The sequence below is a fragment of the Marivirga harenae genome, from assembly GCF_030534335.1.
In the GTDB taxonomy this organism is placed as follows: domain Bacteria; phylum Bacteroidota; class Bacteroidia; order Cytophagales; family Cyclobacteriaceae; genus Marivirga; species Marivirga harenae.
This window is the reverse complement of record NZ_CP130565.1, coordinates 643,038-658,035: the sequence shown is the minus strand read 5'-3', so window position 1 is coordinate 658,035 and position 14,998 is coordinate 643,038. Positions and strand designations below refer to the sequence as shown.

Annotated in this window: 13 protein-coding genes; all 13 read right to left on the bottom strand. The window is 36.1% G+C overall.

Going from position 1 to position 14,998, the window contains the following annotated elements:
- Window positions 1-37: 37 nt before the first annotated feature.
- The 13 genes from Q3Y49_RS02830 to Q3Y49_RS02770 all read right to left on the bottom strand — a co-directional run bounded on the left by Q3Y49_RS02830 (window position 38) and on the right by Q3Y49_RS02770 (window position 14,834).
- Window positions 38-1,087 carry a DUF4407 domain-containing protein gene (locus Q3Y49_RS02830; RefSeq protein ID WP_303270721.1) on the bottom strand — a complete coding sequence of 350 codons (1,050 nt, stop codon included), beginning with the start codon at window positions 1,085-1,087 and terminating at the stop codon, window positions 38-40.
- A 236-nt stretch (window positions 1,088-1,323) separates the two neighbouring features.
- Complete coding sequence (locus tag Q3Y49_RS02825) at window positions 1,324-2,778, bottom strand: DUF885 domain-containing protein (RefSeq protein ID WP_303270720.1); 1,455 nt, start codon at window positions 2,776-2,778, stop codon at window positions 1,324-1,326.
- Window positions 2,703-2,999, bottom strand: coding sequence for a hypothetical protein (locus Q3Y49_RS02820; protein WP_303270719.1), 297 nt, complete (start codon window positions 2,997-2,999; stop codon window positions 2,703-2,705). The genes Q3Y49_RS02825 and Q3Y49_RS02820 overlap by 76 nt, the downstream gene beginning before the upstream one ends.
- A 715-nt stretch (window positions 3,000-3,714) precedes the next feature.
- Window positions 3,715-4,905 carry an NAD-dependent epimerase/dehydratase family protein gene (locus Q3Y49_RS02815; protein ID WP_303270718.1) on the bottom strand — a complete coding sequence of 397 codons (1,191 nt, stop codon included), beginning with the start codon at window positions 4,903-4,905 and terminating at the stop codon, window positions 3,715-3,717.
- Window positions 4,906-5,024: 119 nt separating this feature from the next.
- Window positions 5,025-5,492, bottom strand: coding sequence for a DUF4440 domain-containing protein (locus Q3Y49_RS02810; RefSeq protein ID WP_303270717.1), 468 nt, complete (start codon window positions 5,490-5,492; stop codon window positions 5,025-5,027).
- Between the two features lie 455 nt (window positions 5,493-5,947).
- Window positions 5,948-7,150, bottom strand: a complete 1,203-nt coding sequence (locus Q3Y49_RS02805) for a GAF domain-containing protein (RefSeq protein WP_303270716.1) — start codon at window positions 7,148-7,150, stop codon at window positions 5,948-5,950.
- Window positions 7,151-7,346: 196 nt separating this feature from the next.
- Window positions 7,347-7,556 (bottom strand): hypothetical protein, encoded by a 210-nt coding sequence (locus Q3Y49_RS02800; RefSeq protein WP_303270715.1) that lies wholly within the window; start codon window positions 7,554-7,556, stop codon window positions 7,347-7,349.
- Between the two features lie 108 nt (window positions 7,557-7,664).
- Window positions 7,665-8,402: a head GIN domain-containing protein gene (locus tag Q3Y49_RS02795; protein WP_303270714.1), complete on the bottom strand. Its 738-nt coding sequence runs from the start codon at window positions 8,400-8,402 to the stop codon at window positions 7,665-7,667.
- 163 nt (window positions 8,403-8,565) lie between these two features.
- On the bottom strand, window positions 8,566-9,918 hold the full coding sequence (locus tag Q3Y49_RS02790; RefSeq protein WP_303270713.1) for a M28 family peptidase: 1,353 nt from the start codon (window positions 9,916-9,918) through the stop codon (window positions 8,566-8,568).
- A gap of 595 nt (window positions 9,919-10,513) precedes the next feature.
- Entirely contained in the window at window positions 10,514-11,101 is a 588-nt protein-coding gene (locus Q3Y49_RS02785; protein ID WP_303270712.1) for a DUF2490 domain-containing protein, read from the bottom strand.
- A gap of 85 nt (window positions 11,102-11,186) precedes the next feature.
- Window positions 11,187-11,819 (bottom strand): hypothetical protein, encoded by a 633-nt coding sequence (locus Q3Y49_RS02780; protein WP_303270711.1) that lies wholly within the window; start codon window positions 11,817-11,819, stop codon window positions 11,187-11,189.
- Complete coding sequence (locus Q3Y49_RS02775; protein ID WP_303270710.1) at window positions 11,819-13,036, bottom strand: TlpA disulfide reductase family protein; 1,218 nt, start codon at window positions 13,034-13,036, stop codon at window positions 11,819-11,821. Before Q3Y49_RS02775 ends, Q3Y49_RS02780 begins: the two co-directional genes overlap by 1 nt.
- Window positions 13,037-13,139: 103 nt before the next feature.
- Window positions 13,140-14,834 (bottom strand): sensor histidine kinase, encoded by a 1,695-nt coding sequence (locus tag Q3Y49_RS02770; protein WP_303270709.1) that lies wholly within the window; start codon window positions 14,832-14,834, stop codon window positions 13,140-13,142.
- Window positions 14,835-14,998 lie beyond the last annotated feature (164 nt).

Genomic DNA, 14,998 nt, shown 5'->3' with positions numbered 1-14,998 from the left:
CCAGAACAGTATCCTAATAAATGAAAATGCCTTGCTTTTAAGCCTTGTCTAAATCTACATCTAAGCGATTAGTGACGAACTCTTTTTCTTTATGAGCTAAAGAGGCAGATTGCTTTTTGAGTTCATCGTGAATAAAAGCTCTGTTTTTATAGGCTCCGGTCTCGAATTTGTATTCTTCATGAAATAGCAAATGATCATAAGGGCCTTTTTTAGAGATGAGTTTTACGAATATCGGACTGGTTTCAATTACGATAAAAAGCAATACGATAAAGGCATTGGCCCACCATATAGCACTGCTTTTGGTGGCTAATCGATCTAAAGCTTCCAGTCTTGCCGCTGGACCGCCTATGTCTTTACTGTCAACAGCTAAAAGAGCTGCAGTTTGCAAGGAATCCAATTGACGAAGTTGAGAGATTTTATTGGCGATGATTGGATTGTTTTGCTGAATTAACTCTTGAAGTTCTTTTTCTACTTGATCAGCATTCGCTTTCTTGATTTGGTAGATAGGTCCAGGGTTTCTTTTCATCGTTCCACCAGTTCCATCGGCTTCTTTGCGCGCAATGTCACGCAATTCATTTCGCTCTTGTCCTTTCGCTTTAATTTCGCTTTTCAAGTCAGTCAATTCTTGATCCACTGTGCTTTTTTGCTGAGCATATTCTTCAAAAATGTTTTCTTTTTGTGTTGCTTTCATTTCATCTTGCATCACCGAAAGTTCGCTATTGATTTCCTTTTCAAATATTTTCAGCTCTAAAGGTTTCGCAATCACGATGGAAATTAAGATTGCTAAAATCAAGCGTGGAATTGCCATTACGAATTCCTCTTTCTTTGTTGTCTTGCGCATGCTTGTGACGATAAAGCGATCCAGGTTAAAAATCATCAATCCCCAGACTAAACCCAGAATACTGGCGATTAGGTAACTATCGAAAACGGTAAAAAAGGCGTAGGCAGCAGATAGGGCAGCAAATAATCCGGTAAAGAGAATAGTGGCTCCAATGCCTACATATTTGCTGGAATCCGTAGGGCACTGGTTTAATAATTCAGTATTGGCACCAGAGCAATACCAAAAGAAACGTTGAAGCTTTTCCATGAGCAGTAAACGATGGTTTTTATGAAATATTAGCTTCCCTCAAGAGTGGTGCCATCCGCTTTGAATTCATTTAGGCAGGCTTTCTTGAAACTGATCGTTCAATTTTGTACAGGAGGACTGTCCGAAAATTGATCAGTTTTTTCCAAAAGTTACTGCTGAAATAGCTTTTTGAGAGCTCTTAAATTTAAAGTTTTATCAGCCGCTAGAATGATTTCTTGTGGTCTCAGCATTTACTTCTACTCAGAAATCTCTTCCAGATGACTTTTGGAATTCGTCATTTGCCATTGTCCTAATGAAATCGGAATATTTCCGATGCTATTTAGTGTATCAAAGAAGTCTTTAAGTTGAAATGGTTCTTCATCAGTTTCCTTTAATCTGGCATATTCAGCCATCGCATTTTCTAGTAAATATTTACCCGTGATATAGCTGGTGCCATAACCCGGCTGGCGCAAATACAAATGCTGCTCAAAAATGAGTAGTTCTTCTTCAGTATTCATCCATCCACGCGGAGTGTACTTCGTATGAATACCACCGGCCTCTTCCATGGTCATTTCATTAGCATGCGCATATAAGGACCCCAAGCCTCTGGCAGCCCGTTGGGCAATCATAATGTAAACAATCTCACGGACTCTTGGCGAGTCATCATAAAGACCAGCCTGCATAAACATTTCTTCCACTGCTGTGGCAGTTCCTTCATTTCTGGAATCAAAAATATTATACAACAAAGGACCTTTTCTAATTTCACTTGGATGCGGTTCCGTATCCATTCTGGCTAATTCAAACCAGTGATAAAAATGAGAGTATAAGGGACGTGGATCGTAATGCTCACCGATCGTGAAGAAATTTCGTTCATCCTTTGGTAAGTACTCGCCCAAATGCTCTCGAAGTGCCGGTTCAAAATAAGGTTTCACCGTCACTATCTCTTGTTCGTCCAGGAATTGGATCAAACTTTTTGCGGCCTCATCTGCCATTTTATCATAAGCTTCTGGAGAATCAGCATCTTTCAATTCGGGCAAATTTCTATTTCGATGTTCTTCTAATTTTAGCGAAGACCAGGCACGGGCGAGCTCCCTTTTAAGGAGCATTACTTCATCCTCCCAGCTCAAAGGAACCAGGTGTACGTTTTGTAAGTACCAGCTATAATTTTCTTTACCAATTCCTGAAGGACCTGTTTTAGTTTGCCCTTCTTTTTCCAACCAGCTAGCCAAGTCATCAGTGGAAGTAATGGCTTGATCGATAATGGAGACTAATTCTTTATCCTCTTTAATCAGCGAATCATTTTTTAATTCGGTAAGTACGGTACTTTGTTCTTTGATATCTCTTATGCCAGCAATCCACAATTCTCGGGCATTTCCTGTCAAGTTTTGCTGCGCTTGTGCATTCAGTGGAGGGATGACTTTTAAATCCTCCATTAAACGGACTCTTTCTTTAGTGGAAAGCGGAAAAGTATATGTCCATAATTCTGTTGTAGCATGATGAGTAGGACCTTCATGTGCAGGCACATCACTTCGATGACTCCAAACTGTTTTGTAATAAGTAGGGTCACGAGTCCAAGGTTTTAACACTCTATGGTTAAAATCATATCCATTCATTTCAGCCCAGATAATCATCCAATCTACTTGATTTTCAGTTGACCAGCCACTGGTATCAATGGATTGGAGCTTGGCTTGTAACTCTTTGAATGCTGGCAAGCGCTTTTCAAAGCTAGTTTGGTGTAATCAGGAGCACCGTCAAGTAGGGGAGGTTCTTCAAATGTTCGCCATTCCTTAAATAGAGAAACCAAAGCCTCATAATCATTGGAGGAGTAGCTTACTTCTTTGGAGCTGCTTTCCGCATTCTTTGCTCTATCATTATTTTGGCAGCCAACAATAATAATACTTAGGAATAGGAGGAGTGCATTTATAGTTTTCAAATGGCTGGATTTATTAATTCTGAAATTTATTCATGGCTAAGATAACATATAATTCTCCGTACATAAAATAAGATGTTCTCAGACTGTAGTAAAGTAGCTATTCACTGTTGCAAAGGCACGGTTAGCTAGGGGACTCATGAAAAATACTACAACTCCATTGATCCAAATAAAATTTTGATCTGTGAGTGTGGGTAGGAGGACAAACCTGCCTGCTGGCAGGCAGGAATGCGTGCCTGCTTGTGCAGACAAGCCAGACGAGGATGTGGGTTGAAGCTTATTTTTGTCTTGATTATTTCTTTCTTTTTGATCAAGTAACCGCAGTCTATTGAACTGAACTTCAAAGAAGATAACAAAATGGTCCTGTGTTACAGGATATGAGCCAGGGTTAAACAGCCTTTGGCTGTTCTTTTGTTTTCTTTTGATTCTTCTGTGGTTAAATCTCCAGCTTTAGCTAGTTTTTAGTCTTGTTATATAGTAGCCAAAAGAAAAAACAGAAACTACAAAATATAATTTGATGTTTAATTTCTATAAATAGAATCTAAAACCTCAAAATATGTAAAAACCTTTTGATTTCAGGGTTTCTACATGATCGACTCTGTAAGAAGACCTTCTAAATATGTTTGAAAGCTGTTTTTAAGGCATATTTTATTTCTCAAGAGAATCCTAGCTAATCTTACATCCTTATCCCACTAGTTTCCTAAGGATTTAAGTTGCCTTATGTTGTAGCTGTCAACTTTTGCCAAGCGGTAAGAATAGTACGTTCTCTTACTAATACGGATTTTGGATCCAGCTCAACTTTATCTCGTTGCGCTTGAGACACTGTTTCGGAATTCCACCAGTCATAAGTATCCTTCACCGTTTTTGCAAGTGGTCTAAACGATAAACCGTTTGCGATTGCTTTCTCATTATTTACTTTTGCCGATCCTGCATTTTTTCCTGTAGGCATGATCCAAGGAACTAGGTCAGAGATATTGTGCTCTCTCAGAAATTCATAATCATCTATTTTAACCAAGGTGGTTTTTGCAGGGAATGCTTCCTTTGCTTCTTCAACAAAAGAATACATAGTCTGCTTCTCTTTTGGCCCTACCGCATTGTACGTTCCATTCTTTTTATCTTCTATCAAGCGAATCATCCACTCCGCTACATCTCTAACGTCAATATATTGAACTAGGTCCTTTTCTTTTCCGGGCACTAAAACCTCTCCTCCTTGGCTTAACCTAATAGTCCAATGTATAAATCTGTTTGATTTATCTGCTGGACCTATCATATAAGTTGGCCTAACTATTAAAGATTTATCTTTTCCAAACTGTTTTATCGCTTCTAGTTCAGAGTTTGCTTTCATTACGCCATACCAATACTCTATTTTCTCTTCCTCATCTGTAATGACTTCCGGTTCTTCTAGCAATACTTTTGCACCTTCTTTATAATCGCTATCTATATAAGGATAGTAAACTCCTGTTGACGAGGTATAAACATATAAATCGCAATTTTCTTTTAACAACTCTGCTGATTTTCTTGTCCATTCTGCATCATGTCCTGAGTTGTCAATTACTACATCCCATTTACGATTGTGCAAAGCAGTTAAATCATCTTTTCTGTCACCTATAAGCTGCTCAACATGATCAAATAAATCTTGATGAACTGTTGGTTTTGTTTTCCCTCTTGTAAATGTAGATATGGAATGTCCTCTTTTCATCGCGTATGAAATTTGATGCGGACCTAAAAAACTTGTGCCACCGAGAATCAGAATTTTTAAAGACTTTGCTTTTGTTTCGGAAGTTGAATCAGTTCTTTTCTCTTTAGAACTATTATTGCAAGCATTTAAACCCGTAAATAAAAAGGGAATAACAACTGCAGATTTAATCCCTTTTACAATAAATTCTCTTCTAGATTGTTCCTTTTTCATATCTTTTTTATCTAAAACTTAAATCACTTATAAAAATATTGAATTATCTGAATAAATGGCTTTTCACAAGATTTTATCTTTGGAATTAGTAGGTCGATCTTTAAAATGAAGTTGAAGTATCAATCACCAGCCCAGGTGGAATGCATCATTTTTAATTTCCAGCCTTCTTTTGTTGAAACGGCCAGTGCGCTTTCTAGCCATTTAGCTTCACCCACTAAAGTATCGGCTTGAGTAAATTCAGCGAAGTTATAGTATGCGATTTGAATTGACTCACCGTATTTGTCTATCGCAATATATTCCATTCGATTTGTTCGCTTGGGTCTTTCAGTCCGAGCCAACTGCTTCCGCATATATTCTTTTATTCTATCATTATCCCATATTTCGCCCTGTTCTAAAATAATGAAATCATCGGTATGGTAGTTACTAATCTTAGTTGAATCTACTCCTGCCCACAAATCATCGAATGATCCTTGAATGAGGTCTTTCGCAATCTGAATTTCTTGTTCAGTAATGGGTTGCTGTTCTTTAGTTTGCGTTTGGCATGAACATAATAAGGTGATGGATACCGCTATAAATAGATTTTTCATAAGTTTAGTTGATCAGTTTAAATGTAATGATTGTATATCGAAATATGCAGCTATTTTTTGATTAAAAGGAAGCTCGCTTGAAATTACATAAGTGTTTTTGAAATAATGTGTTGTCAACGTCCCATGAAATAGTCTGCTTAGGATTAATATGGTATGAGATTTTGAAATTTTTAATTAATTGAGCATCAAAACCGCCTTCTTTGCATCGGATTCAATAGTTCATTCCGGCTTTAGCTGTTTTTTAGGGTTATCTGCCTCTTCGTCCTATTGGGTAAAATCACTAAAATTGATTGCCATCAGTGCAATCAATTATTATAGTTTACTAATTTCTTTATAGGTTTTATGGTTTTATCGAGAAGAGATGTAGTTAATTTTGAGCCTTATTTGGTTAACTATTTTTGGGATTGGTTGAAAAGAGAAAATGGAGGTCGTTTTTCCCTGTCTCAAGAAAAGTATCAGGTGCTGCTTTTGACTATTTTCAAGCTGATAGTAATTCCATTACTTTTTTCTTTTAATACAATTGAACGTTGACTTGTGCCTATTAGTAAATTAAGCTGATTAAAAAGTTTATGTGCCGCTTCTTTAGTTAAGTCTGTTGATGTGAACTCTAAATCAATAAATTCATTTTTCTGGTTCACATGTAGCTGAATTCCGGCAGTAGAGTTTACTTCTTTAAGCTCTGCTGACACTATCAATAAACAATTTGAAATTAGAGCAATAGCTAGATCAGCTTTCGCTTGAATGATGACTTCATCGTCTATATCTGGCATAGGGAATCCGCCTACGGCTTTTGTTGCATTACGAGTTAAGTCCTGAGCAGAAATTAAAATTTTTGTGATTTCTGATTCTGAAAAATTGGAAAGTAGATTTTTTAGTGCGTCTAAACTGTCAATACTATTCAGTACGTTCATTTCAATGTTAAGAATTCTATCTTCTATTAGCTCATTAGCCTCAATAGCGGCTTCTAATGACATTTTGATTGTTTCTGAATTTTGGCTCTTAATCGATATGAATTGATTAGCGATGTTTAGAAAAGACCGTATTGTAGCTACGTTAGAATGACCTGAATCAATCAGTTTTTGAATTGGTCTTATCGAATCCGATATTTCGCTAAAAGCAGGATTTAATGTTCGGTAAGTAAGATCGAGCTTAGTTTGTTTCCTACTTTTAGTGAGGGTCTCAAGTCGTTGATTAACTTTTTCAGATAATTTGTAAAGCATCTGACGTTCCTTCTGAGTGAAGTTCCTAGTCTTGGTATCCAGCACGCAGAGCGAACCAATAACGACATTATCTATTTTTATAGGAACTCCTAGGTACGATTGGATATTAAACTCTTTAACAACATGTTGAGGTATTCTTTGGTCTTCAGCAGCATTAGTCACCTCGAATATTTCTTCATCACGGACTACAAATTGACAAAAAGATGCGTCTCTATGTGTTCCTCTGGAAGTTTCTAGAATTTCTGGTAAGCCAGTCTGAGCTTTGAAGAATTGAATTTGTTCTAGGATTAGGCTCACTAATCCCATAGGCGTGTTTAATTCTTTCGCTGCTTCCTTTACTATTTCTTGCAGCTCGGCATCGTCAGTTTCATCTAGTAGATCCTTCGTAAATAATTTGTAACGATCGTATTCATCGCCTAAAATATCTATTCTGTCCATTTACCAATTTTAAGTAAATTTAGTCTAGATATTCTATATTTTAAAATATTCTCTTCATAAAAAAGGGGTGTTTAAATGGATGGGACAGCTTAGGCATAGTTAGGGACTGTTTAATTATAGAATCTTATTGAGATGTTATAAAAAAAGCTTGTTGATTATTTTCAACAAGCTCCCTTTCTTTTCAATTATAATTTATCTATTCATCATCAGATTTCAATAGCGTATAGGCTACTACTCCACCAACTAAGGCGACTCCACCTACGAAAAGTCCGATATTGAAATTTCTTTGAATTTTCTCGGCTCTGGATAAATAACTAGAGCCAATTCCTTTTTTCGCAATAAAGTTCTCTAAATCGTGCACTTTATTTTCTAGTTCTTTAAGCGTTCTATCTTTTATCGTTGACATTTTACTTTGTTTTAAAGGATTAAAATAAAAACTTCTGTCTTATATTATACAGCATTGAAGCGTATATGGTTACATTTCAAATTTTAAGGCTGTATTCTGCAAAACGAATTAATTTTTTCTTTCTACCAAACCTGAGCCATATTCTTTTTTGACGATTTCTTTGGTAGCTCCTTTTACCAACAAATTACCGCTTCCGTAAATTTTAGCATCCAATTTATTCGATACATTAATTTTCATTGATCCTAAACCATATAGTCTCGCATTTGAATTTTGCACCTCAAAGTCATAAGCTTCAATGCTTCCTGCGCCACTGTTCTCTATGTCCATATTATCAGCATATCCTTTAATAGTTAAACTCCCTGGTCCTGTTAATTTAGCGTCTATGCTTTTGCTTTTTATATCTACTTCCATACTACCAGTTCCTGCGACTAAAAGGGAGAGCTTGTCAGATGCGATTGAATTTTCAGTTATGAGTTTTCCATTGCCATTTACCGACAAGCTTTGTACGTCTTTAATCGAAACATAAACTTTTAAGGTGGGCATCAATTTTATATTATCAATTTTCTGCCATATACTTTTACTTGATTTGGAATCGTCTCTTTTAATATTTATATGTAATACTCCTTCTTGTACAGTGATTTCAGTTAAATCATAAATCTCTTTTTCAGCTTCTACTCTCACTTCCTCTTTGTTGGACTGTTTCACATAAACGGTATAAGCTGAATTCACGCTGATACTATGGAAGTCCACAATATTCATCACATTATAGTTGTTAACTTGCGCGTTTAAGGCAGGCGAGATTAATATGAATAGAATTCCTAGAGTAAAAATTGATTTTCTCATCATCTAAATTTTTTGGTGATGATAATCAAACGAACTAATAATCAGAATGTTGACTAATGTAATTAATTAAGATAAATTACATATTTTCATCGATTAATATTTGCAGTTGCATAAAAAAGGCTTGCTGATTTAGCAAGCCTTTCTAAAAATTCATAAATTAAACTATTTACCTAATTACTCTTTCTGGAAATACCACTACCGATTCATTTCCATTTTTATCTACTGCCGCCACTCCGAAATAATAATTGTCAATTACAATACCTTCTAAAGTATGCTCATTAACTTTTCCAACATATCTGAAATTATCCCAAGTTGGAGAGGTGGTCAATCTCCAATAGATTTTGTAACCTAGTATATTTTCATCATCTGACTTGTCCCAAGCCAATTTTGCAGAAGGTTCTACCACTCCTCCTATCCCCACATTTTTTGGAGCAGGTGGTGCCCAAGCTAAACCAGCAAGTGAAATGGCATTGACAGCAGTTAGCTTTTTGGCGTAATCAAAATTTACTCCTTCAACCACATCACCATATGCAATACCATCTTCGACTCTTATATCCTGATGCTGTCGGTTGTAATTCTCATGTGCTTCCATTATTCGGATTCCTGCAAAGCCTAAGTCATTGAAAGGTCTGTGGTGTCCACCTCTTCCAAATCTATCCAATCTGTATATCATCATTGGGTTCATTTCTGGCATGTAGGTTTTCACTTGATTATGAACGTATCTAGCTAATTGTCTGGATATTCCGTCCACTTCCCCGCCATAATATCTGCGCATTGTTCTCTCTCTGTCCGTTTCAGTAGGAGGTACAGGTTCAGAAAATATCCTGAAAGTTCTATTGTCGATAACACCATCTACACCTTCAATATTGCCTATCATATCATTGTTTAATATACCAATGATGTTCCATTCATTCTTTTTGGCATATTCTGCTAATCCAGCTCCACCAAATAAGCCTTGCTCTTCACCCGAAAGGCCTACATAAACGATACTGTTTTTGAATTTGTATTTAGATAGCACTCGGGCGGCTTCAATAGTGCCCGCCATACCGGAAGCATTATCATTGGCGCCTGGTGCATCTGTTTCATAATCCATCGTATTGCTAGCGCGGGAATCAATATCTCCTGACATTAAAACATGATTGTTTGGATAATCAGTCCCTTTTTGAATTGCGACTACATTTACTACCCAAGCGTCTTTCGGCACTCTTCCATTACCTTCTTTTGTTACAAAATCTTTTTGGTAAAAGACTTCCAAGCACCCACCACATTCTTCGGAGATTTTGTCGAATTCAGCTTTGATCCAGCGCCTGGCAGCGCCAATTCCCCTGGTGTTGGAAACTGTATCCGAAAAAGTATTTCTAGTACCAAAACCTGCTAGAGTTCTGATATCACTTTCAATTCTATCCGCAGACACTGCTTCTACTATATCATATTGTCGCACATCTATTTCCTGTGGGACTTGACTAAAGCCCAAGTAAGAAAGTCCGACCAAGGTCAAAGTAAATATATATTTTTTCATAGTTTGGAATGTTTTTTTTTGAATATATGAATTGCTAAAGCAAAAAGTAAGAAAATTGTTGCGGAATGAACTTCATCTTTGATGAGTGGGGGATTTAATGATTTATTAATTTGCTGATGTGCTGATGTGCTGATGTGCTGATGTGCTGATCTGCTGATGAATGCAATAGCTCGAAATTTGGTCAGTATCTAAGGACTGCAACGGACTATGAAAAGGAAACAAAGTAGAGATAAGTTGAAATAAATAGAAATGTGGTTGAATAGTCGTTGAATTTCAAACATCCAACATCCTTCACCCTACATTAGAACAAAAAAACCTCAGAGCATCAAAGAAATTGCGTGAACCCCGATTATTACAGGATTTGGGCTGCTTGCCCGATCAGCCTTCCACTGTTATCCTGAATCCCTTACGGGAAACGAGGTCCCGACCGAAGTCGGGATGAGGCCTGGCTTTACAGGTTTGCTTCACCCGGTATTGTCATACTTGTTAGGTTCACCAAAATTTGTTTAACACCCTGAGGATACTGCAAAATTACAGCTTTAAAAGGTCAAACAAGAAGACATGAGGGAAAGTTTTCCACAGGGGCATTATTATATTATAAACTAAAGTAATAAACGCTTTCGAATTGAATGATATGGTCTCGATTATCACTTACTAAGTCACTATAACGACTCGCAACGGAAAATTGAATTTTTTGTCCTCCTTGAATCAGTCTACCGATTCCCAGAGAAAATCTGTTTTCCAATTCAGTTCCTCTTCTGTTAAATGCATAAACTAGTTCGTTTCCACTGATCAAGTAAAATTCTTTTGGGTCAAGGCTTTCTCCTTGCAGAGGAAAATCATTGCTAATAGCATATCTAAGTCTAGTCAAATAATTACTAGACCGGATTCTTTGTTCTATTCTGAATTTGTTTCCCAACCTGTACCCACCAAAATTGGTGATAAAGGCAAATTGTTGTGTTATTCTGTGTTCCCATCCACTTTCTTGTTCGAATGGATCAACGGTCCTATACATATAACCCAAGCTTATTTTTTTACCTCCCAGTAAGGTATAGGTACCAAAGGATTTTATTTCCCAGCGATCCGTTTTTATGTTTTTTTCACCTTCTCCATAATTTGTAAATCGCTGTCTGCCAGAGAGCGACAAATTATAGCTCCATCTGGAATCAATTTTTTTGGTCATCGAAATACCGGGTTCCCACCGAAGAGAAGGTTTGTTTTGAGCTTTTCCCAAAAGGGATATAAAAAGGAAAGACACTAAGAGAAAATTAGTAAAGTACGTTGTCATCAGCCCTTTTAATGATTTTTTTGATTCCCTCTATATTTCCTTCCGCATCAAAAAGAAACTCAAAAAAGCCTCGCTCATTTTTTTCGATGACAACTTCCGCTTCAATTTCGTATTTGATGATTAAATCTTCTAAATCCATTTCTAGGAATTCTTCTACATACTCCTCGTCATCGTCAATTTCCAGCTGCCCATCTTCATATTCTTCTTCTCTATTATATTGGATTTGGATTCTGTTAAACTTGTAGTTTTTGTAGTTGGATTGAAAATATTGCTTAATTCCGGTTTGGATCTCTTCAGGTAAATCCTTGAAATCTTTCAAGATTTCTATATCCAAGAGGTTGCCATCTTTATAAAACTTTATACTGATTTTCTCTTTTTTGTAGATAGTTTTCACTTCAAAAAAGTAAGTGTCTTTCTCATACTCTTTGAAAAATCTAGTCCTTTTTCCCTTTTCGAGAATTGGTTTAATTAATTCTAAAGCAAGTTTTGGAAATTCTTCTTGTTTTATCTGCTCCTCATTCTCATGCTTTTCACCTATTTCCTGAGCAGAAACCGCACTTGCATATGCTAACAGAGCAACAACAATGACCATGTATTTGTGAAAAACTTTCATTATTGGTGTAGCAAACTATCCATTTTAGCGTTGAAATTAGCAACAAAATCATCGTAGTATTTTCCCGTTCCAGGTCCATTGAATCCAGTGTGGATATTCACTAATTCTCCGTCTTTATTAAGGATGATCATGGTCGGGAATGAAATTACTTGATTAAGCATTGGCAAAGTTTTGGAGGCCTCTTCTTTATCGTTGGTTCCTGCTATAAGGAAATCGTACTTTACCTCATATTTATTAATCATTTTTTCTACCCTGCTTTTGGCATATTCGAAATCATCTTTGGCTTCATAAGCCAATCCAATAATCTCAACTCCTCTGTCTTTATTTTCATCATACCATTTAGTGAGAAATTTGGTTTCATCCATACAATTTGGGCACCATGTGCCGAATATTTGCACTATCACTACTTTATCCTGATATTTTTCATCATTTATGCTCACTTTTTCTTTTTCTAAATTTGGGAAGCTGAAATAAATATTATCATAACCTTTTTTCAAGTAGGTTAAGGAATCTGGATTTGGTAATTCGGCATCGTCATTTCTAAAGGCGGTCCAGCTTTCATACCAATCCTTTCCTGAATAGAAATCTCCTGTAAGCGTATTATCATTTTCCAGTTGTGCTTCAAAGAGAAAAGCATGATTGCCGTCAAAAGTGCTTAGTTTCATTTGATTACCGTCTGCAAATCCAACTAGATAGCGATAATCTCCCAGTGGAGTCAGGAAAGTGCCTTTAATATCTTGTCCATTTTGTTCAAAAATCCCCACAGCTTCTGTAGTGTCCTGTTCTTTAGGTTCTATAAAAGTCACCTCCCATTTTCCGCTAAAATCTGCGGGTTTCTTTTGCGAGTTTCTTATGAACCTATTTTCCCCCTTGTGAAATGTGATTGGTAACACATAATCTGTTTCGTAATGCTTTGTATAACTTCCTGCTAATACATTATTTCCAATTTTTAAATCTAATGTGATGTCAAAAATGTGTAATGGGATATGAAGTGAATCGTTATTCCTTGCGATTTCATCTAATATTATTTTCTCCTCACCATTAATAATAGTCGCAGTGATGTCTCCTTCCTGCTCTTCCTGAATTTTCATTTCAAAAGGCATTGTTTTGCCTTGCATGCTTATTTCGCCAATCCATCCACCTGATAGTTCGATTTTTTCTTGCTGAGGTGAACAAGCTAACAATAATACAGAAGCTAATAGGGATAAATATTTCATGATGATTTAACTTAAAATAGAGATTATGGGTTTAAGATTTAGCTCTAAAGTAAAACACTTTTGGATAAATATAGAAGGGAGTGTTAATTTCTTTGACAGGAGCTTAATTACTTGCTTTTAATGCTACTCTGAAATCAGCACCTTTTCCTTTTTCGCTTTCTACCCAAATTCTTCCACCCATTTTATCTACCATAGTTTTCACGATGTAAAGACCTAAACCGGTAGATTCATCGGTTCCAATTGGCTTAGCAGAGAGTTGTTGGTATTTTTTAAATAATCGACTTTTGTCATCATCTGTAAGTCCAGGGCCTTGGTCTTTTACAGAAAATATAATTTCATCCTCTACTTTATGAATCGTGTAGTTGATCTGAGTTTCATCAGGAGAGAATTTTATGGCGTTAGACACCAGATTATCGATAATTCTTCGCAAGTAAGTTCGATCTACGTCAATTTGGAGATTTTTGTCCAATACTTGAGTAATAAAAATTATATTCTTTTTGGCAGATAAAAGTTCATATGGCATTAAGCTATTATCTACAAATTCTTGGATATCAATAAGCTCAGGATTGAATTTGTTATCATCCAATACCATATTTCCAGTATCCAAAAAGCCTTTTACAATTTGTAAACCATCTGCAACCACTTGCTTGATTAGATTAATTCTTTCAACCTGTTGGTCGCTCAAATTTTCTTGATTATCGCTCAATAGCAACTGCACGATGGTGTAAACTTTGGCAAAAGGGGTTCTTAGATCGTGGGTAACTTTACCTAAGATATCATTATCATCATATTGCTGTATGATCCGGGATTCTTCGGCTTCTAAATCAGTTATGCTTTTGCTAGTTGATTTACTTTGAAATTCAGTAAGGTTGGCATTAATTTCATTATAGGCCACATTAAGTTTTCTGAATAGTGAATTCAATCGCTCATTGGCAAAATATAATTCACTTACATTGTCAAAAACCCATAATTCGCCTTCTTTTCCACCTATGTAGGCATTTTTACGAATTACCTTTAATACAGAATTTTCAAATTTCCATATCCAATCTTCACCAAAGCTAGACGGCAGAGCATTTAAACTTATTAAATTATTACCTACCATTTCAACTTCTTCCTTGTTGGTGACTTTAACTTTTAGCTCCGCTAATTTTTCAGTAAAAAGTTCGGAAGGAATAGTTTTTTCATTTTTCTTTAAACCAAAGATTTCCAATGCCTCATTATTGAGCCATGTATCGCCATTCTTATTTTCTGTAAATACAATAGCTTGAGGTAGTCTATCTAGAATAGTTTCTAAACGTTGAGTTTTTGATTTTTCTTTCCGTTCATTGTTAATTAAGAGGATCAACTCCTTCAGCCGTTCCGAAATAACATCAAAGAACTTTTGGTCTTGAGTCGTTAAGTCAAATTTTTGCTGTGATGAAAATCCAACATATATTTTTTTATTATTAAGCTCAATGGGGAAAATCAAATGATGCTTAAAAAGAAGGAAGGGCTTCTTAATTTCTACTGTAAAAAAAGGATGCTGGCTATTGTCCTTCAGTTCATGATTAAATGGGATGCTTTCTTTTATTAGAGGATTTTCCAAATCCCATTTAAGACAGTTGTCCTTTTTGCTTTCTTCAACTACCCAATGTTCATCAGCACCAAACTCGTGGGTGATAAAGTTTAGCATATTGTTCAATGCTTTTATAGGTACACCATTGGCCTCCACCAAGGAACTTACGGTCATGATTTTTAAAAGAAGTTCACCTGGAAGTTCGGAAGATATTTCAGCAGTATGTTCTAATTTGTAACCCATAAAAACCACTAAGGAATTAAAATTATTTTGTTTCGTCCCTAAAAACAACTTAAATATACGCTAAAAATCACATCTTATCGAAAAAAATGGAGATGAATATTTTTTTTAAGGAGGAGGTTTTAGTAGTTCGAAGTCAATTTCTTTGAAAATGATAGGGGATGGGT